The sequence below is a fragment of the Pseudolabrys sp. Root1462 genome, assembly GCF_001426945.1.
Classification (GTDB): Bacteria; Pseudomonadota; Alphaproteobacteria; order Rhizobiales; family Xanthobacteraceae; genus Pseudolabrys.
The window spans coordinates 593,790-613,104 of sequence record NZ_LMFS01000003.1; the positions used below are offsets into that span (position 1 = coordinate 593,790).

Below are 19,315 nucleotides of genomic sequence, written 5' to 3' on the forward strand. Positions count from 1 at the left end.
AAGCGTGAAAGTTTCGCGCACGCATGCTGCAGTTATGTCACAGATTTCAGCAGCCAGTTACCGGGCATCCACAGTCATGCGAATGAATAGTTTTTATTCAGCGCCAGTCGCATGAGATACCGCAAGAAAATGCAAGACATTGCGGCCTCGCAGTTGTGGGCCGCGGTCATTCGCTTGACTTGAATCAAGGTTGCTCAGCGTCCGCTCGAAGATATTGCCCTGCGGTTTTCTGCCCGCAGCGATTTCTTCAACGGAAGCACCCTCATGGCGAACGCGCTTGCTCCTCAAAAAAACATGACAATCGGCGAAGGCGGTCTGTCGCTGGCGCTCGTCGGCCTGGCGATCCTGTCGATCGTGATAGCCGCCAAGGCCTACACACCCGAATACGCCTTCCACGCCTATCTCTTTGCCGCCGCGAGCATCGCCGCGGTCTTCGCCGTCATCAATCGCTACTTCGAGCGGCCGGCGGAACGGCCGGCGCTGGTCAACGCCGACGGGCGTCCCAACTACAATATGGGGCCGGTCAAGTTCGCGACCATCGCGGCGGTGTTCTGGGGCATCGCCGGTTTCGCCGTCGGGCTTTACATCGCGCTGGAGCTGGCTTTTCCGGGCCTCAACTTCGCGCAGTGGTTCAACTTCGGCCGTCTGCGCCCGCTGCATACGTCGGCGGTGATCTTCGCTTTCGGCGGCAACGTGCTGATCGCCACATCCTTCTATGTCGTGCAGCGCACCTGCCGCGCCCGCCTCGCCGGTGACCTGGCGCCGTGGTTCGTCGTGCTCGGCTACAACTTCTTCATCCTGATCGCCGGCACCGGCTATCTGCTGGGCATCACGCAGTCGAAGGAATATGCCGAGCCGGAATGGTACTCCGACCTGTGGCTGACCATCGTGTGGGTCACCTATTTCCTGGTCTTCCTCGGAACCATCATGCGGCGCACCGAGCCGCACATCTATGTCGCCAACTGGTTCTATCTCGCCTTCATCGTCACCATCGCGGTGCTGCACCTCGGCAATAACGCCACGGTGCCGGTGTCGATCTTCTCGCCGAAGTCCTACATCGTCTGGTCCGGCGTGCAGGATGCCATGGTGCAGTGGTGGTACGGCCACAACGCGGTCGGCTTCTTCCTCACCGCCGGCTTCCTCGCCATCATGTACTACTTCATCCCGAAGCGGGCCGATCGTCCGGTCTACAGCTATCGCCTGTCGATCATCCACTTCTGGGCGCTGATCTTCCTCTACATCTGGGCCGGTCCGCATCATCTGCACTACACGGCGTTGCCCGATTGGGCGCAGACGCTCGGCATGACCTTCTCGATCATGCTGTGGATGCCGTCCTGGGGCGGCATGATCAACGGCATCATGACGCTGTCCGGCGCGTGGGACAAACTGCGCACCGATCCGGTGCTGCGCATGATGGTGGTGTCGGTGGCGTTCTACGGCATGTCGACCTTCGAAGGTCCGATGATGTCGGTGAAGATCGTCAACTCGCTGTCGCACTACACCGACTGGACCATCGGCCACGTCCACTCCGGCGCGCTCGGCTGGGTCGCATACATCTCCTTCGGCGCCATCTACTGCCTGGTGCCGTGGCTGTGGAATCGCCGGCTGTACTCGCTCAAGCTCGTCAACTGGCACTTCTGGATCTCGACCATCGGCATCGTGCTCTACATCACCGCGATGTGGGTGTCGGGCATCCTGCAGGGCTTGATGTGGCGCGCCTACACTTCGCTCGGCTTCCTCGAATACTCCTTCGTCGAAACCGTCGAGGCTATGCATCCCTTCTATGTGATCCGCGCTCTCGGTGGCTTCCTGTTCCTCTGCGGCGCGCTGATCATGGTCTTCAATCTCTGGAAGACGGTGAATTCGGAAGCCGTCGCCGGCGAAGCCGAACTCCAGCTCCAGCCCGCCGAATAAACGAGGACGACAATGTCTGTCTGGCAAAAACACGCCATTCTTGAGAAGAATTCGATCATTCTCGTGATCGGCATTCTGCTGGTGATCGCCGTCGGCGGTCTGGTCGAGATCGTGCCGCTGTTCTACCTGAAGAACACGATCGAGAAGGTCGACGGCGTGCGGCCCTATACGCCGCTCGAGCTCGCCGGCCGCAATATCTACGTCCGCGAAGGCTGCTACCTGTGCCACTCGCAGATGATTCGTCCGCTGCGCGACGAGGTCGAACGCTACGGCCACTACTCGCTGGCGGCCGAGAGCATGTACGATCATCCGTTCCAGTGGGGCTCGAAGCGAACCGGTCCGGATCTCGCTCGCGTCGGCGGCAAGTATTCCGACGCGTGGCACCGCGATCACCTGCGCGATCCGCGCTCGGTGGTGCCGGGTTCGGTGATGCCGGACTACGGCTTCCTCGCCAAGACGGATCTCGACTACAAGCACATCGCTGCCGACATGAAGGTGCAGGCGCTGCTCGGCACGCCGTACACGCCCGAGATGATCGAGGATGCCGCCAAGGACGTTCAGGTCCAGGCGTCAACCGACAATCCCGACGCCGCCGACCTGACCAAGCGCTATCCGAAAGCGATCGCGCGTGATTTCGACGGCAACCCCGCCCGCGTCACGGAAGCCGATGCGCTGATCGCCTATCTGCAGATGCTCGGCACCGAAGTCGACTTCAAGATGTACGACGACAAAGCCAATATCCGGTGATTTGACATGGATCCGACCTATCAAGCCGTTGCCGAGTTCGCCCAGCGATGGGGACTCATCTACTTCGTCGCGATTTTCGCGGTGGTTCTGGTCTACGCGCTTTGGCCGTCGCGCCAGAAGCAGTTCGACGAAGCCGCGCGCATTCCGCTCCAGGAGGACTAAGTCGTGGCTGAAGAACACAAACAAATTGATCCCATCACCGGCACCGCGACCACCGGCCATGAGTGGGACGGCCTGCGCGAACTCAATACGCCGCTGCCGCGCTGGTGGCTCTGGCTGTTCTACCTCACCATCGTCTGGGCGATCGGCTACTGGATCGTCTATCCGGCGTGGCCGCTGATCCACAATTCGACGCAGGGCCTGTTCGGCTATCACTCGCGCGATGCCGTGGTCGAGGATCTCGATGCGCTGCACGCGCAACGCGGTCCGATGATGGCCAAGCTCGGCTCCGCGACCACCGCCGAAATCCTCGCCGATCCGCAACTTCTGGACTTTGCCCGGGCGCAGGGCCGCGTCGCCTTCGCCGACAACTGTGCGCCGTGCCACGGCGCCGGCGGCGGCGGCACCAAGGGCTACCCCAACCTCAACGACGACGACTGGCTGTGGGGTGGCAAGATCGCCGACATCGAGCAGACCATCCGTTTCGGCGCCCGCGCCGGCAACGACCAGGGCCGTCAGGGCAACATGCCGCCGTTCACCGGCGTCCTGAAGCCGGCGGAAATCTCGAACGTTGCCGACTATGTGCGGTCGCTGTCGGGATTGTCGACCGAGGCCGGGGCCGATCTGGCCGCCGGCAAGAAGGTGTTCGCCGACAACTGCGCCGTCTGTCACGGCGACAACGCCAAGGGCAACCGCGAGCTCGGCTCGGCCAACCTGACCGACCGCATCTGGCTCTACGGTTCCGACAAGGAGGCCATCGTCGACGGCATCGAGAAGGGCCATGGCGGCGTCATGCCGACCTGGGACGGCCGTCTCAGCGAGCCGGTCATCAAGTCGCTGGCCGTCTACGTCTACAGCTTCGGCGGCGGCGAAAAGTAGCGCGGTCCCGTCATCCTCAGGTGGCCGTCCATGGCGGCGGCCACCGAAGGATGGCGGGCCGTTCGTCCTTCGAGGCTTGCCGCCAAAGTGCGCCGAGGACGCGCGGGGACGCGCTTATGGCGGCTCGCCCCTCGGGATCACGGCTCATCCCTTGAGCCAGATCAATACCCCGGATCTCCCCGTCTCTAGACTACCCCGGTAATTCCGGCGGACATCCAATGACCCAACTTGAAGAACTGGTGCGGCAATCCGAGGTGAAGCCGGCGACGCCGCCATCGCCGCCACCGCCGGACGATGACATCGACGACATTCCGCTCTACGCCGCGCGGCGCAAGATCTATCCGCAAAGCGTTCATGGCACCTTCCGGCGCATCAAATGGGCGGTGCTGCTGATCACGCTCGGCATCTACTATTTCCTGCCGTTCGTGCGTTGGGATCGCGGCCCGAACGCGCCGTCGCAGGCGGTGCTGATCGACTTCCCGAACCGGCGCTTCTATTTCTTCTTCATCGAGCTGTGGCCGCAGGAAATCTATTACCTCACCGGGCTGCTGGTGCTGGCGGCGATCGGTCTGTTCCTGATGAACGCGCTCGCCGGCCGGGTCTGGTGCGGCTATCTCTGCCCGCAGACGGTGTGGACCGATCTCTATATGGCGATCGAGCGCTTCACCGAGGGCGATCGTCGCGAGCATATGAAGCGCGAAGCCGCCAAATGGACGCTCGAGACTTATGCCCGCAAAGGCGCCAAGCACTTCCTGTGGCTGATGGTTGCGTGGTGGACCGGCGGCGCCTGGGTGCTGTATTTCGCCGATGCGCCGACCCTGGTGAAGGAGCTCGCGACCGGCGAAGCGCCCTTCGTCGCCTACGCGTGGATCGGCATTCTCACCGTCACCACCTATGCGCTGGCCGGTCACCTGCGCGAGCAGGTCTGCCTCTATATGTGTCCGTGGCCGCGTATCCAGGCGGCGCTCACCGACGAATACGCCCTCAACGTCACCTACCGCTATGACCGCGGCGAGCCGCGCATGTCGGCGAAGAAGGCCGAACAACTCAAAGCGCAAGGCCAGCATGTCGGCGATTGCGTCGATTGCCTGCAATGCGTGCATGTCTGCCCGACCGGCATCGACATCCGCCAGGGTTCGCAGCTCGGCTGCATCCAGTGTGGGCTGTGCATCGACGCCTGCAACAACATCATGGCCAAGCTCGGCCGGCCGCGCGACCTGATCGCCTACGACACCGATCTGAACATCAAGGCGCGTCAGGAAGGCCGTCAGCCGTCCTACAATCTCATCCGCCCGCGCACATTGTTGTACGCGGCGATCATCGCCATCGCCGGCGGCGTCATGCTGTACACGCTGGCGACGCGCGACTCGGAAGGCATCAGCGTCATCCACGATCGCAATCCGATGTTCGTGCGCTTGTCCGACGGCTCCTTGCGCAACGGTTACACCATCCGCATCGTCAACAAGCAGCTCAAGTCGCGTGACTTCATCGTCGCGGTGGACGGCCTGCCGTCGTCGCTGGTGGATTTCGTCGGCTTGCCGCCGCGCGCCGACGGCCGCCAACTGGTGTCGGTCGGTCCAGACCAGACCAAGGAAGTCCGCGTCCTGGTCACCGACTACAGCGACGTGCCGCCGGCGGCCTCGACCACGGTGTTGTTCAGCCTGATCGACGCCGACAGCGGCGCGGTCGCGCAGGTGCGCGATCACTTCTTCGGTTCCGAGAGGAGATAGTCATGGCTCAATCGTCCGCGAAAAAGCCGCGCGAACTGACGGGCTTTGCCGTGCTGATGTGGCTGGTCGGCTTCTTCGGCTTTGTGTTCGCTGTCAATGCGGTGATGGTGAAGGCCGCGACCTCGACCTTCGGCGGCGTCGAAACGGCGAGCTCATACAAAGCCGGCCTGATGTTCAAGCAGGCGGAAGTAGCGGCCCAGAAGCAGGCCGAGCTGCACTGGCGCGTCGACGGCAATCTCATCCGCGACAAGGCCGGCGAAACCGTTCTCGATATTTCGGTGCGCGATGCCAATGGCGCGCCGGTGTCCGGTCTCGCCGCGACGGCGCGGCTCGAGCATCCGGCCGATGCGCGCCGCGACCACGACGTGCCCTTGAGCGGTATCGGCAGCGGGCAGTTTCATGGCGTTGCCGATGCCGGCGCCGGGCGCTGGGAACTGATCATCGACCTGACGCGTGACGGGCGCCGCGTCTTCCTGTCGCGCAGCCGGGTGACGTTGCAATAAATGAGCCGGGCAAATTCATCCGTTCGCGGGATCGAACGGAGAGCCACGCAGCACACGAGATTGAGATGACCGCTGCCGACACCCTCGATGTCTCGCCTTATGTGAAGCCGGAAGCCGACGGCTCCCACGGTATGGACGTGGCCGTCGAGGGCATCACCTGCGGCGCTTGCATCGGCCGCATCGAGCACGCGGTGAAGAGCCTGCCGGGCGTCACCGAGGCGCGCGTCAACTACACCAACCGCCGCCTGCATGTCGCCTGGTCCGATGCGCTCGAGGAACCCGGCCGCATCTTCGAGACCTTGCAGGCCAATGGCTATCGCGGTCATCCCTTCGTGCCGCTGCGCGCCGAGCAGGAAGAGGCCGAAGAAGCCCGCAAGCTGACGCGCTGCCTTGCCGTCGCTGGCTTTGCGGCGATGAACGTCATGCTGCTGTCGGTCTCGGTATGGTCGGGCAATGTCACCGACATCACGCCGGAGACCCGCGACTTCTTCCACTGGGCCTCGGCGCTGATCGCGCTGCCGGCGGCGGCCTATGCTGGGCGGCCATTCTTCTCCAGCGCCTGGATGGCGCTCCGCGCCGGCCAGCTCAACATGAACGTGCCGATCTCGCTCGGCGTCATCCTGGCGCTCGGCATGTCGGTGATTGAAACCGCCAACCACGCCCGCGAAGCCTATTTCGATTCGGCGCTGATGCTGCTGTTCTTCCTGCTGGTCGGCCGTGCGCTCGATCACGCGATGCGGCGTAAGACACGCGCCACCGCCAGCAATCTCGCCGCGCTGCGCGCTGAAATCGCGCATCGCTTCGACGGCGACGAGCTGGTTCGGGTGCTGGCGGCTTCGCTCAAGGTCGGCGACCGCGTCCTGGTCAAGCCGGGTGAGCGCGTTCCGGCCGATGGCGAGGTGATTGGCGGCGCGTCCGAGGTCGACGAGAGCCTGATCACCGGCGAGACCGCGCGCCGCTCCATCAGGTCCGGGGCGAAGGTCTATGCCGGCAGCCTGAATTTCTCCGGCACGCTGACTTTGCGCGTCACCGCGGCCGGCGGCTCGGCGCTGATTGACGAGATCGAAAAGCTGCTCGACAAGGCAGCGAGCGCCAAATCGCACACCCGCCGGCTGGCCGATCGAGCGGCGCGCATCTATGCCCCGATCGTGCACACGACGGCGGCGCTGACCTTGGCCGGCTGGCTGTTCGCCGGCGCGTCAGCGCATGACGCCATCATCACCGCCATCGCTGTGCTCATCATCACCTGTCCTTGCGCGCTGGCACTGGCCATTCCCGCGGTGCAGGTGGTCGCGTCCGGCGCGATGTTCAGGCGCGGCATCATTCTCAATTCAGGCGACGCCATTGAGCGTCTCGCCGAGGCCGATACCATTGTGTTCGACAAGACCGGCACGCTGACGCTGCCCGAGCCGCGCGTCGTCAATGCCGGCGCTACCGATCCGGCCGTGCTGCAGGCCGCGGCGCGGCTGGCGCAATCGAGCCGCCATCCCCTGGCCATGGCGCTGGCCAAGGAAACCGCGAGCGCGGCGCCATTCGATGCCGCTGTAGAAGAGCCGGGGCAGGGCGTGCGCGCCGTCGTCGATGGCGCCGAGATGCGGCTGGGCAGTGCGGGTTTTTGCAATGTTGCCCCGGGGGTGAGCGGAGAGATTGGCGCCTCTCACATCTATTTCCGCCACGGCGACCGCATTGCGACATTCGCCATCGCGCAGAGCCTGCGGCCGGATGCGATCGAGACGGTGCAGGCATTGCGCGATCTCGGCTTCGACCTGCACATTCTGTCGGGCGACCGCAACGAGGCGGTGGCGCCGGTCGCCGAGGCGCTCGGCATTCCGCAGTGGCAGGGCGGCGTCAATCCGGCGGAGAAGATCGCGTTCATCGAAGCGTTGAAGGCGCAAGGCCGCCGTGTGCTGATGGTCGGCGACGGGCTCAACGACGCGCCGTCGCTCGCCGCAGCGCATGTGTCGCTGTCGCCGATCTCCGCCGCCGACGTCACGCAGGCGCAGGCCGATGCCGTGTTCCGCGGCGAGCGGCTCGCGCCGGTCGGCGACGCGGTCACCATCGCGCGCAAGGCACGCCGCCTGATGATCGAGAATCTGTGGCTCGCGGCCTTGTACAATCTCATCGCCGTGCCGGTGGCGATCGCGGGTCTGGTGACGCCGTTGATCGCGGCGGCGGCGATGTCCGGCTCGTCGATGCTGGTGACGCTGAACGCGCTGCGCGCCAATGCGAAGGCGGCAGATCCGGATGCCGTCACGACCTCCGTTCGTTCCCGCGCAAGCGGGGAGGCAAGTTCTGACTCATCGCTGGCGCGCGGATCGGCGGACGATACTCGCCTGCTCGAGGCCGGAGGCGCGCGATGAACGTGATCATCTATCTGCTGCCACTGGCGCTCGGTCTCGGCCTGCTCGGGCTGTTCGGCTTCCTGTGGGCGCTGAAGAGCGGCCAGTACAGCGACATGGAAGGCGCCGCCTATCGCGTGCTGTCGGACGACGACGTGGAGAAGTAGCTACTTCTCCAGCATCACCGTCTTGAACTCGGCCGGCAGCACGATCTCCAGCAGTTCACAGTCGTCGGAATAGCCGAGCACGGTGTGCTTGATCTTCGGCGGCTGGATCCAGCATGAGCCGGCCTCGAAGGTGTGCACGCCTTCGCCGTCGAACTCGGTCCTGTACCAGCCCTTCAGCACGTAGATCAGTTGCAGATCGACGTCGTGATAATGCGGCTTGGCGACGTCCTCCGGCACGAAGGGCGGAATGAAGCGGATGACGTGGCCTTGCACCATGCCGCCGGTCGCCGGCGCCAGGCCGAGGTCGCGATACTTGGCGTAGGTGCGCAAGCCCTGGTCGAAGGCGGCCTCGTCGTGATGGCTGACGTGGAACTTCTGCTTCGGCTGCTTCTTGGCCCGGGTCTTGGCGGAAACGGCGCGGCGGGCGTTCGGTTTGGCCGGTTTGCGGGGATGCACCGGTTTTGCCGGCTTCTTCCTTGTTTTGTTGCTCTTTTTGGCCATTGATGCCTCCCCTGCGTCCCCCACCGATTGGATCATGGCTGCTGATTTCATGGAAGAGCCGGCGACCCCCGCCATCCGCATTTTCGTCGATGCCGACGCCTGCCCGGTCAAGAACGAGGTCTACCGGGTGGCCGAGCGCTATGGGCTGAAGGTCTTCGTCGTCGCCAATTCGTTCATGAACGTGCCGCGCACCGACCTGATCGAGCGGGTCATCGTGCCGGAGGGCCCGGACGTCGCCGACGGCTGGATTGCCGACCGGGCAGGGCCCTACGATATCGTCATCACCGCCGACATTCCGCTGGCCAGCCGCTGCGTCAAGAACGGCGCCACCGTGCTGTCGCCGACCGGCAAGCTGTTCGACGACGATTCGATGGGCATGGCGCTCGCCGCCCGCAACCTGATGGCGGATCTGCGCAGCGCCGGCGCGGTGACGCGCGGCCCGCCGCCTTTGTCGCGGCAGGATATCTCGCGGTTTCTCTCGGCGCTGGATCTGGCGGTGGTGCGGGTGAAACGAAAAATGGCCGGGCCGGCGTAGACTCGCCGGGAGCGGAGAGGAAAAGTCAGTCCGCCGCCACGCGCAGGCCGACATAGCGCTCCAGCGTCTCGGTGTCCTGCTGCAACGCGGTTGACGCCGCCCGGTGCATCACCGCGCCGCGCTCCAGCACCAGAGCATCGGCGGTCAGCTCCAGCGCCACATCGGTGTGCTGCTCGACCAGGACGATGGCCAGCTTGCGCCCGGCCAGCATCTTGCTCACCGCGCCAATCAGTTCCTCGACGATGACCGGCGCCAGGCCTTCGAACGGCTCGTCGAGCAGCAGCAGCGACGGGTTGGTTCTCAGCGCGCGGGCGATCGCCAGCATCTGCTGCTCGCCGCCGGAGAGCTGGTTGCCCATGTTGCGTTTGCGCTCGGCCAGGCGCGGGAACATCGTGTAGATTGCCTCGAGCGTCCATTCGCCCGCGGTCGCCGCCACCGTGAGGTTCTCCTCCACCGACAGCGACGGGAAGATCTCGCGCTCCTGCGCCACCCAGCCGATGCCGTTCCTGGCGCGCCAGTGCGGCGGCTGCCGCGAAATGTCGCGGCCGCGCCAGAACACGCTGCCGGCGCGCATCTGGGTGAAGCCCATGATGGTCAGCATCAGCGTCGATTTGCCGACGCCGTTGCGACCGAGCACGGCGAGCGAGCCGTGCTCGACGATGTCGAGCGACACGCCGTTGAGCACCACGGCGTCGCCATAGCCCGCCGTCACCTTCTCGAGTCGGAGGAGCGGCTCAGCCAAGGTCTTCACCCATGTTTGCGCGTCCCCAGATAAACCTCGCGCACGCCCGGATCGGCGGCGATCTCGGCGGGCGAACCCTGCGTGAAGATGGCGCCGCCGACCAGCACGATGATGTGCGTGGCGAAGCGGAACACGACGTGCATGTCGTGCTCGATAAACAGCAAGGTCAGCTCGTCCGACAGGCTGGCGACGACCTCGAAGATTTCGCCCGACTCTTCCACCGGCACGCCGGCGGCCGGTTCGTCGAGCAGCAGCACCTTCGGCTTGGTGGCGAGCGCCAGCGCGATCTCGAGAAGGCGCTGGCGGCCGTAAGGCAGTTCGCGCGTCGTCTGGTAGCAGGCATCGCCGAGCTTGAGCCTGGCGAGGATGCCGTAGGCTTCCTCGATGGCGTCCTTGTTGCCGGCGATGTTCTGCCAGAAACGATCGGCGATGCCGCGCCGTTCGCACACCGCCAGCGTGACCGCCTCGAGCGGGTTCAGTCCGGCGAACAGAGTGTTGATCTGGAAGGTGCGGGCGAGGCCGCGCTTGACGCGCGCCTGCGGCCGCAGCGCCGTGACGTCCTCGCCGCCGAGCGTGATCTGCCCGGCATTCGGCGTCAGCAGCCCGGTCATCAAATTGATCAGCGTCGTCTTGCCGGCGCCGTTCGGTCCGATCAGCGCGTAGCGGGCGCCGACCGGCAGATCGATATTGATATCGCGCGCCACGGCGAGCGAGCCGAAGCTCTTTTGCAGACCACGGGCACTCAAGGCCACCGCGCTCATCGGCGGCTCCAGCGCTTGAGGAGTTTCGACAGCCCGCCGAGAATGCCGTTGGGCAGCAGCGTCACCACCATGACCAGCAGCGCGCCGATCCAGAAGTACCAGTATTGCGGCGCGATGCCGGAGAACTGATCGCGCGCGATCATGTACACGGCGGCGCCGATCAGTCCGCCATAGAGCCGCCCGGCGCCGCCCAACACCAGCATCACCACGACGTCGGCGGAGCGTTCGAAGCTCAGCACTTCGAGCGCCACGGTCTGCGTGGTCTGCGCCAGCAGGGCGCCGGCGATGCCGGCGACGATGGCGGAAATCGTATAGACCTTGCGAATATGCGCGCGGCTGTCGGCGCCGATCGCCGGCATGCGCACGAAATTTTCGCGGATGCCGCGCAGCGCCAGGCCGAACGGCGAGTTGATGAGACGGCGTGCGAACAGGAAGACGATGAACAGGACGCCGAGCGAATAGCCGTAAGCGGTGCGGCCGTAGAGATCGAACTTGAACAGGCCGAACACCGGCGCAATCGAGACGCCCTGCAGGCCGTCCGAACCGCCGGTGAGCCAGTGCGCGCTGTTGGCGGCTTCCTTGAGCAGCAGGCCGAGGCCGAGCGTGATCATGATCAGCGTCAGATGGCGGAAGCGCGAGATAATGAAGCTCGAAGCGTAGCCGAGGAGGCCGGTCAGCAGCGCGGCGGCAATCAGGCCGCTGATCGGCTCGCTCCAGGCGAATTTGCTGAAGATGCCGGCGCTGTAGGCGCCGAAGCCGAAGAAGGCGGCGTGGCCGAGCGATACGATGCCGGCATAGCCGAGGATCAGGTCGAGCGAGAGCGCGAAAAGCGCGGTGATGGCGATCTGGCTCGCCAGCGACAGATAGGTCGGAAACAGCCAGAACGGCAGCAGCGTCGCCAGCCAGAAAATGATTTCGATCGGCTGCCAGCGGCTCAGCCCCTGCATATAGGCTTGCGGCGTCAGGGCCCGGGATGCGTCAAGCGTGGTCATGCGCTCTCATCGCCTCCCGAACAGCCCGGCCGGCCGCCACATCAGCACCGCCACCATGACGAGATAGATGAGGAACGAGCCGAGCTGCGGCACGTAGTATTTGCCGGCGATATCGCTGACGCCGATCAGGCAGGCGGCGGCGAACGAACCGGCGATCGAGCCGAGGCCGCCAACCGAGACGATGATCAGGACATAGACGAGATAGACCAGCGCGAATTGCGGATCGAGGCCGACGATCTCGATCGCCAGCGCGCCGCCGAGGCCGGCGAGGCCGGAGCCGAGCGCGAAGGTGATGGCGAAGGTGCGGTCGACGTCGATGCCGATGCCGCGCGCCATGCGCTGGTTATCGACCGCCGCGCGCACCTGGGCGCCGAAGCGCGTGTGCTCCAGCGTCAGGACCAGCAGCACCGTCACGGCGATGCCGACCGCGACCAGGAACAGCCGGTAAATGCCGAGATTGAGGCCGAGGAAGCCGATCGAGCCGCGCATGTAGCTCGGCACGGCGATCGGCTGTTGCGTGGTGCCGAAGAACCAGGCGGCGATCGCGACCGACATGAAGGCAAGACCGATGGTCAACAGCACCTGGTCGAGATCGGTGGCGCGGTACAGCCGCCGGTACAGAATGCGCTCGATGACGACGCTGACCAGCGCCGAGGCGGCGAAAGCCATCGGCAGCGTGGCGAAGAAATTCCAGTGGAAGTCCTTCATCAGCACGACGGTGACGTAGGCGCCGAACATGGCGAAGGCGCAATGCGCCAGGTTGACGAAATTCATCAAACCGAGCGTCACCGACATGCCGACCGACAGCAGGAACAGCAGCATGCCGTAGGCAATGCCGTCGAACAGGACACCGAACACAGGAGGGAGCATGGTTGTCGAACTGCGCCTTCATGCTTTGCTGTGAGGGACGCGGCCACCCCAACCCCAAACCGCGTGCACCCAACGCCATAGCAAAACTTTATCGGCTTGGCACCGGCTAGTGTCATACCGCAGTGCGAAGCCAACCTGTCCGGATTTGTCACGGACCGCGCCGGCCAAGCCCATCTCGATTCGCCCCGGCCTGAGCGCGCCGATGCACTGATGGGCGTCGCCACACGCGACAACGCCCCGGCCGGGTTGCGGCCGAGGCGTCTGCGGGCATGCGATTGCGGCGCTTGGCCGCGGAGTCTGAGGCCAGCTTCTAGGCGAGCGACAAGGTCGCCTTTTCGTATTGCCCATTGCCCATCCCGCCTTCGGGGAAAATGCCGTGGGCGGCGATCCACTCGAAGGATTCCTCGTACACTTCCTTGGTGTAGGGCTCGAACACCAGCCGCTCGCCGGGTCCCCAGCGCCGCGTATCCATCTTGGCGTGGAAGCGGTCGGGGAACTCATTCTTGTAATAGTGTGTGTAGAGTTCGGGACGCAGGTCGATGTCGCGTTGCGCCTTGCGCAGCGCGCGGAAGAACTTGCGCAGGTCTTCCGGATCGGGTTCGCCGTGGATCATGGTGGAGATCATGAAGGTGGCGTCGATGACCTTGCGGAAACCGAGCTGCTCGGCGAAGTAATACGGCCCGTTGAACAGGTGCACCGCCGGTGCGGAGCCCTCGAACAGATGCTCCATGCGCTTGAACAGCATGCCGGTTTCGTAGCGCAGGTTGATCTGATCGGGCTTGAGATATTGCTCGAGCGATTGCACGGTGGCGTAATGGCTGCCGGATTGATAGCCGACCGAGATAGGCACGCCGGCGAGATCTTCCGGCGTCTTGATCGGCGAATCCGGCGCAACGAAGATGCCGGCGGTGGCCACGGAATAGACATCGGTGAGCATGCGGCCGTGGCCGTTGCTGGCGGCGACATTGACCGTCCAGTGGCAGGCGCAGGAGACGCTGGCCTTGCGGCCTTCTTCGAACGACTGGAACGCGCCGACCTTGTCGCCCTTGTCGTGGATCTTGCCGTCGCTGGCGCGCAGCAGTTCGCGGAATTCGTAGTCGAGCCCTTCGTCGATGAAGTAGCCCTTTTCGTCCGCCACCCATTCCTGCAGGCGGAAATGCGGTTCGATGATGAACTTGGCCATGCGTTTTCTCCCTTTGTTAATTGTCGTTTCGACTTTTCGTATCGTCATTCCGAACCCGGAATGACAGCAACGTCAGCAACAGCACCGCCCTTCTTCGGGGGCTTCGTGCTCATGCCCGCGCTCGGCGACGCGCCGGGCGCGGATCATCTTGACGTGGTCGTCCATGAGCGCGCGTGCCGCGCTGGCGTCGCGCAGTTCGATGAGATCGACGAGCTTCGAATGAATCTCGAGGATGTGCTGCGTCAGCTTCGGCGTGGCCGTGACGTTGCGGCGCGGCCACGATACGTGCTCGAGCGAGATCAGTTGCACCACGAGCACGCGGTTGTGCGAGGCTTCGGCGACGGCGAGGTGGAAGTCGCGCGAGGCCCTCGTGAACGCATCCATGTCGCCGATGACATTCCCGGCCTGCTTCAACAGCAGCCGCAGCCGCGCGATGTCCTCGGCGGTAGCGTGCTCGGCGGCCAGCTCGGCGGCCAGCGTTTCGATGGCGCGCTGCGCGTCCATGATCTCGGCGACCGACACGCCGGTGAGGTCGAGCTGCACGGCGAGCGCTTCGGCGAACAGGCGCGGATTGCCGTGGGCGATGCGCGCGCCGCCGCCTTTGCCCATGCGGATCTCGACGATGCCGAGCGCCTCCAGCGTGCGCAGCGCGTCGCGGGCAACGATGCGGCTGGTGCCGAAGCGGGCGGCCAGGTCCTTTTCGGTACCGAGGAAGTCGCCGGGCTTGAGTTGCTTGGCGAACAGTTCGTCGCGGACCTGACCGACGATCTGCGCCGAGAGGGAAGAGGAGCGGCCGGCGAACATGATGCGCGCGGTGAGCTGACCGCTCATCGCGACCGGAATGCCTGTGGCCGTCTTGGCGCTGGTGCGCGGCATCGGCGTCCTCCATTGCGTCCCGGCGCCGGCCTTCCTGGGCCGGCATCTCGAAGAACGCTTCTGGAGTATGTCGCCACCGCCAAGGATAGTAAAGATACTATCTTATAGAGTTCCTTCATCTCCTCCTGACGGTCCGCCGGACGTCATCATAAAATATTCCTAGGACTATTGACTCCGTCCCGGACCTAGCTCTATATTCCTATTCATCCCGCCCCATGACGAGGGGTGTCTGTACAGTCGCGCGCCCTTCGCCATCCACATACCCAGCCTTGCCGAACCGCGCATTGCCGAAGCGGCAGGTCTCGATCATGGTCGTGCCTCATCGAAAGGCAGCACCTTGGATCTGACGTCGGCTTCCGTTCTTATCGCCATCGCCGCCATCTTTGTTCTCGTCGGCCTGGTGAAGGGCGTGATCGGCATGGGCCTGCCGACGGTGGCGATCGGGCTGCTCGGCCTGATGATGACGCCGGCCCGCGCCGCCGCCATCCTCATCGTGCCGTCGCTCGTCACCAACATCTGGCAGGCCGCGGTCGGCGGTCATTTTCGCGAACTGATCGGACGGCTGTGGCCGCTGTTCGCCGGCATCGTCATCGGCACCACCGCCGGTGCGCTGACGCTGGTGCACAGCGGCGGCACGGCCGCGACGCTGTGGCTCGGCCTGGCGCTCATTGCCTACGCGCTGCTCGGACTCATTCGGATCGAATTCAAGGTGCCGCCGCGCCATGAAGGCTCGATCGGCTTTGTCTGCGGCATCGCCACCGGCGTCGTCACCGTGGCGACCGGCGTGTTCGTCATTCCGATGGTGCCTTACGTGAACGGTCTGCATATGGAGCGCCGCAAGCTGGTGCAGGCGCTCGGCATCGCCTTCACCTTCTCGACGGTGGCGCTGGCCGCGGCGCTACAGCACGCCGGCGAGTTTCAGTTCGGCGTGCTGTGGCCGTCGCTGATCGCGTTGGTCGCCGCGCTCATCGGGATGCGGCTCGGGCAAACGGTACTCGGCCGCATCCGGCCGGAAACGTTCAGGCTGTGTTTCTTCATCGGCCTGTTGCTGCTCGGCGCGCATCTGGCCTTGCGGGCGGTCCTGTAGGCGCCGCGGCGCGCTTGTATTTATCCTGCACTGCAAAAAGGCGGCCGCTGCTCAACATTCCGCCGTCGCGGTCCGCCGAATCCGGCTTGCCGGAAATTCGTTTGCGTGCATATAATTTTCCGCAAGCACGGTGAGGGCTCCATGCCGCAGATCATGACGCGCGATGGCGTCCGGCTTTACGTGGAGGAGGCGGGGCAGGGCACCCCTGTCGTCTTCGTCCACGAATATGCCGGCGATTACCGGACCTGGGAGCCGCAGATGCGGTTCTTCTCGCGTTCGCACCGCTGCGTCACTTATTCGCAGCGCGGGTATCCGCCTTCCGACGTGCCGACCGATCCGTCGAAATACGGCCAGGATATCGCGCGCGACGACGTCGTCGCCGTGATGGATGCGCTCAAGATCGACAAGGCCCATGTCGTCGGCCATTCGATGGGCGCGCTGACGGCGCTGCTGGTCGGCGTCAAATATCCGGAGCGCTGCCTCAGCGTGACCGCGGCCGGCTGCGGCTACGGCTCGAGCCCGGATGAGAAGATCGTCGAGCAGACGCGCGAAGCCTCGCGCGAGACCGCCAAGATGTTCGAGACCGTCGATTTCGCGACCGCCGCCGCGCGCTATGCCGATGGCGCAACGCGCCAGACCCACAAGCACAAGGATCCGCGCGGCTTCGCCGAATTCGCCAAGATGCTCGCGGAGCACTCGCCGGTCGGCCATGCGCTGACCATGCGCGAATTGCAGGCCAAACGGCCGACGCTCTGGCACATCCAGGATGATCTCAAGAAATTCAAACCGCCGCTGCTCGTGCTCGTCGGCGATGAAGACGACTGGTGCCTCGAGGCCAGCGTCTTCCTCAAGCGCACGGTGCCGACGGCAGGGCTCGTCGTCATCCCGCGCTCGGGACACACCATTACCAGCGAAGAGCCGGCGGCGTTCAATGCGGCGCTCGCGGATCTCATCGCCAATGCCGAAGCGGGGCGCTGGATGGCGCATCGCGGCCTTTAAATCGAAACAAATCGTAGAGCTGGATCGCAAGGGAGAAGCACGATGGACCTCAAACTGAACGGCAAGACGGCGCTGGTGACCGGCGGATCGGAAGGCATCGGCAAGGGCATTGCGCTGACGCTCGCCAAGGAAGGCGTCGATGTTGCGATCTGCGCCCGCCGCATGGAGCCGCTCAAGGCTGCCGCCGACGAGATCGCCAAGGCGACCGGCCGCAAGATCGTGCCGATCACGGCCGACCTGCGCTCCGACGCCGAGGCTAAGGCCTTCGTCGAGCAGGGCCACAAGGCCCTCGGCCGCATCGACATCATGGTCAACAATGCCGGTTCTGCCGCCGGTGGCGTCATCGAACATCTCACCGAGGACGATTGGGAAAAGGGCCTGCAGCTCAAGTTCATGGGCTATGTGCGCTGCCTGCGCTACGTGCTGCCGATCATGCGCGCGCAGGGCGGTGGCCGCGTCGTCAACCTCATCGGCAATGACGGCGTGAAGCCGTCGTACTGGGAAATCTGCCCCGGCGCGGCGAACGCCGCCGGTCAGAACCTGACGCTGTCGCTGGCCGGCCAATACGGCAAGGAAGGCATCTCCTTCGTTGCGGTCAATCCGGGTCCGGTGCGCACCGAGCGCTGGGCCGGTCTCGTCGATGCCATGGCGCGCGACATGAAAATTCCGCGCGAGGACGCCGACAAGCTGGCGCCCGCCTCGATCCCGCTCGGCCGTATCGCAGAGGTTGAAGAAGTCGCCAACCTCGTCGTCATGCTGGCGTCGCCGACCATGCACATGGTCAACGGCACCATGATCGAAATCGACGGCGGCCAGGACAAGGCACTGATGGACAAATTCCGAGATCGGCCGCGGAGCTGAGGGGACGCCGAATTTCTCGCGAGTTCATGCCGGGACGTTTGCTTGACAGAGTGGAAAGGCAGTCGGACTGTTTGCACGCACGCAAAATCGTCGGACTGAAAAGAAGTCACAGTTGACCTCGCGGCCGTGTATTGTGCGCGCCGCAACGCATGGAGTCATACGATGAGAGCCCAGGCTTACCTTTACTCGCTCGCTTTTGTCCTCGCGGCCGGCCTCGCGGCGCCGGCGGCCGCTCAGGACACCATCAAGATCGGTGAACTGAACAGTTACAAATCGCAGCCGGCCTTCCTCGATCCCTACAAGAAGGGCATGGAGCTGGCGATCGAGGAGATCAACGGCAAGGGCGGCGTCAACGGCAAGAAGCTCGAGCTCGTCAGCCGCGACGATGGCGGCAACCCCGGCGAAGCCGTGCGCGTCGCCGAGGAGTTGGTGACCCGCGAAGGCGTCGTGGCCTTGTCCGGCACGTTCCTGTCGAATATCGGTCTGGCGGTCGCGAACTTCGCCGGGCAGAAGAAAGTGTTCTTCCTCGCTTCCGAACCGCTGACCGACAAGATCACCTGGGCGGAAGGCAACAAATACACGTACCGCCTGCGCGCCACGACCTACATGCAGACGGCCATGCTGATGCCGGCGGCGATCGCCGCGCATGCCAAGCGCTGGGCGCTTGTCTATCCGAACTACGAGTACGGCCAGTCGGCGGTGGCGACCTTCAAGGAAATGATCAAGAAGGCGCAGCCGGATGTCGAGTTCGTCACCGATCAGGCGACGCCGCTCGGCAAGCTCGATGCCGGTGCCGTGGCGCAGGCGATCGACGACGCCAAGCCGGACGCGATCTTCAACGTGCTGTTCGGGCCCGACCTCGCCAAGTTCGTGCGCGAAGGCAACACCCGCGGCGTGTTCAAGAACCGCACGGTGGTGAGCCTGTTGTCGGGCGAGCCCGAATATCTCGATCCGCTCGGCGCCGAAACGCCGGTCGGCTGGACCGTCACCGGCTATCCCTGGGACAAGATCAAGACGCCGGAGCACGTTGCCTTCCTCACGGCGTACCAGAAGAAGTACAGCGACTATCCGCGGCTCGGTTCGATCGTCGGCTACACCACGGTCAAGTCGCTCGCGGCGGGTCTCGCCAAGACCAAGGCGCTCGACGCCAACTCGCTGGTCGAGGCCTTCAAGGGGCTTTACGTGCAGAGCCCGTTCGGCGCGTTCCAGTATCGCGCCAGCGATCACCAGGCGACCATGGGCGCTTTCGTCGGCAAGCTCGCGCTCGAGAAGGGCAAGGGCACGATGGACGACTTCAAGTATGTCGACGGCGCGTCGGTGCTGCCGAGCGACGCCGAGGTCGCCAAGCTGCGTCCCGCCGGCGCGAACTAGCTTTCTGATGCGAAGCCTCGCCTTGTCCTCTCCCCGTTCGTACGGGGAGAGGGTGGCGAGCGAAGCGAGCCGGGTGAGGGGCTCCTGAAACAATGAACC

20 protein-coding genes are annotated in these 19,315 nt (G+C 64.6%); 13 read left to right on the forward strand and 7 right to left on the reverse strand.

Translation table 11 applies throughout. The annotated features are described in order from the left end of the window. Positions 1 to 294: 294 nt before the first annotated feature. The 8 genes from ccoN to ccoS all read left to right on the forward strand — a co-directional run bounded on the left by ccoN (position 295) and on the right by ccoS (position 8,438). On the forward strand, positions 295 to 1,914 hold the full coding sequence (gene ccoN / locus ASD45_RS19575; protein WP_244485548.1) for a cytochrome-c oxidase, cbb3-type subunit I: 1,620 nt from the start codon (positions 295 to 297) through the stop codon (positions 1,912 to 1,914). Positions 1,915 to 1,926: 12 nt separating this feature from the next. Then, complete coding sequence (gene ccoO, locus ASD45_RS19580) at positions 1,927 to 2,661, forward strand: cytochrome-c oxidase, cbb3-type subunit II (protein ID WP_056913341.1); 735 nt, start codon at positions 1,927 to 1,929, stop codon at positions 2,659 to 2,661. Between the two features lie 6 nt (positions 2,662 to 2,667). Next, a complete protein-coding gene (locus tag ASD45_RS19585; protein WP_056913342.1) occupies positions 2,668 to 2,823 on the forward strand; it encodes a cbb3-type cytochrome c oxidase subunit 3 in 156 nt (51 codons plus the stop codon). Positions 2,824 to 2,826: 3 nt separating this feature from the next. Continuing rightward, a complete protein-coding gene (ccoP, locus tag ASD45_RS19590) occupies positions 2,827 to 3,699 on the forward strand; it encodes a cytochrome-c oxidase, cbb3-type subunit III (RefSeq protein WP_056913343.1) in 873 nt (290 codons plus the stop codon). Between the two features lie 218 nt (positions 3,700 to 3,917). Next, positions 3,918 to 5,429, forward strand: coding sequence for a cytochrome c oxidase accessory protein CcoG (gene ccoG, locus ASD45_RS19595; RefSeq protein ID WP_082541047.1), 1,512 nt, complete (start codon positions 3,918 to 3,920; stop codon positions 5,427 to 5,429). A gap of 2 nt (positions 5,430 to 5,431) precedes the next feature. Then, positions 5,432 to 5,932, forward strand: a complete 501-nt coding sequence (locus ASD45_RS19600) for a FixH family protein (RefSeq protein ID WP_056913344.1) — start codon at positions 5,432 to 5,434, stop codon at positions 5,930 to 5,932. A gap of 131 nt (positions 5,933 to 6,063) precedes the next feature. Continuing rightward, complete coding sequence (locus tag ASD45_RS19605) at positions 6,064 to 8,292, forward strand: heavy metal translocating P-type ATPase (protein ID WP_244485578.1); 2,229 nt, start codon at positions 6,064 to 6,066, stop codon at positions 8,290 to 8,292. Next, the gene (ccoS, locus tag ASD45_RS23185; protein WP_082541049.1) at positions 8,289 to 8,438 is read left to right on the forward strand and encodes a cbb3-type cytochrome oxidase assembly protein CcoS; all 150 of its coding nucleotides are present in this window, start codon (positions 8,289 to 8,291) and stop codon (positions 8,436 to 8,438) included. The genes ASD45_RS19605 and ccoS overlap by 4 nt, the downstream gene beginning before the upstream one ends. Here the strand turns inward: ccoS and ASD45_RS19610 are convergent, their stop codons facing one another. Then, a complete protein-coding gene (locus ASD45_RS19610; protein WP_056913345.1) occupies positions 8,439 to 8,939 on the reverse strand; it encodes a cupin domain-containing protein in 501 nt (166 codons plus the stop codon). Between the two features lie 49 nt (positions 8,940 to 8,988). Here ASD45_RS19610 and ASD45_RS19615 point away from each other — a divergent pair, with 49 nt between their 5' ends. Then, positions 8,989 to 9,474 (forward strand): YaiI/YqxD family protein, encoded by a 486-nt coding sequence (locus tag ASD45_RS19615; protein ID WP_056913621.1) that lies wholly within the window; start codon positions 8,989 to 8,991, stop codon positions 9,472 to 9,474. A gap of 25 nt (positions 9,475 to 9,499) precedes the next feature. Here ASD45_RS19615 and ASD45_RS19620 read toward each other — a convergent pair whose 3' ends face one another. The 6 genes from ASD45_RS19620 to ASD45_RS19645 all read right to left on the reverse strand — a co-directional run bounded on the left by ASD45_RS19620 (position 9,500) and on the right by ASD45_RS19645 (position 14,898). Then, on the reverse strand, positions 9,500 to 10,216 hold the full coding sequence (locus ASD45_RS19620; RefSeq protein WP_056913622.1) for an ABC transporter ATP-binding protein: 717 nt from the start codon (positions 10,214 to 10,216) through the stop codon (positions 9,500 to 9,502). Between the two features lie 5 nt (positions 10,217 to 10,221). Then, positions 10,222 to 10,977, reverse strand: a complete 756-nt coding sequence (locus ASD45_RS19625) for an ABC transporter ATP-binding protein (protein ID WP_056913346.1) — start codon at positions 10,975 to 10,977, stop codon at positions 10,222 to 10,224. Next, positions 10,974 to 11,969, reverse strand: a complete 996-nt coding sequence (locus ASD45_RS19630; protein ID WP_056913347.1) for a branched-chain amino acid ABC transporter permease — start codon at positions 11,967 to 11,969, stop codon at positions 10,974 to 10,976. The genes ASD45_RS19625 and ASD45_RS19630 overlap by 4 nt, the downstream gene beginning before the upstream one ends. A gap of 6 nt (positions 11,970 to 11,975) precedes the next feature. After that, positions 11,976 to 12,839, reverse strand: a complete 864-nt coding sequence (locus ASD45_RS19635) for a branched-chain amino acid ABC transporter permease (protein WP_056913348.1) — start codon at positions 12,837 to 12,839, stop codon at positions 11,976 to 11,978. A 310-nt stretch (positions 12,840 to 13,149) separates the two neighbouring features. Continuing rightward, positions 13,150 to 14,022 carry an ABC transporter substrate-binding protein gene (locus ASD45_RS19640; RefSeq protein WP_056913349.1) on the reverse strand — a complete coding sequence of 291 codons (873 nt, stop codon included), beginning with the start codon at positions 14,020 to 14,022 and terminating at the stop codon, positions 13,150 to 13,152. A 72-nt stretch (positions 14,023 to 14,094) separates the two neighbouring features. Next, positions 14,095 to 14,898 carry an FCD domain-containing protein gene (locus ASD45_RS19645; protein WP_056913350.1) on the reverse strand — a complete coding sequence of 268 codons (804 nt, stop codon included), beginning with the start codon at positions 14,896 to 14,898 and terminating at the stop codon, positions 14,095 to 14,097. 337 nt (positions 14,899 to 15,235) lie between these two features. Between ASD45_RS19645 and ASD45_RS19650 the strand changes: the two genes are divergently transcribed. The 4 genes from ASD45_RS19650 to ASD45_RS19665 all read left to right on the forward strand — a co-directional run bounded on the left by ASD45_RS19650 (position 15,236) and on the right by ASD45_RS19665 (position 19,216). Continuing rightward, positions 15,236 to 15,985 (forward strand): sulfite exporter TauE/SafE family protein, encoded by a 750-nt coding sequence (locus ASD45_RS19650; protein WP_348271245.1) that lies wholly within the window; start codon positions 15,236 to 15,238, stop codon positions 15,983 to 15,985. A 141-nt stretch (positions 15,986 to 16,126) separates the two neighbouring features. Beyond that, complete coding sequence (locus tag ASD45_RS19655) at positions 16,127 to 16,984, forward strand: alpha/beta hydrolase (RefSeq protein ID WP_056913351.1); 858 nt, start codon at positions 16,127 to 16,129, stop codon at positions 16,982 to 16,984. A gap of 42 nt (positions 16,985 to 17,026) precedes the next feature. Further along, a complete protein-coding gene (locus ASD45_RS19660; RefSeq protein ID WP_056913352.1) occupies positions 17,027 to 17,845 on the forward strand; it encodes an SDR family NAD(P)-dependent oxidoreductase in 819 nt (272 codons plus the stop codon). 162 nt (positions 17,846 to 18,007) lie between these two features. After that, complete coding sequence (locus tag ASD45_RS19665; RefSeq protein ID WP_056913353.1) at positions 18,008 to 19,216, forward strand: ABC transporter substrate-binding protein; 1,209 nt, start codon at positions 18,008 to 18,010, stop codon at positions 19,214 to 19,216. Positions 19,217 to 19,315 lie beyond the last annotated feature (99 nt).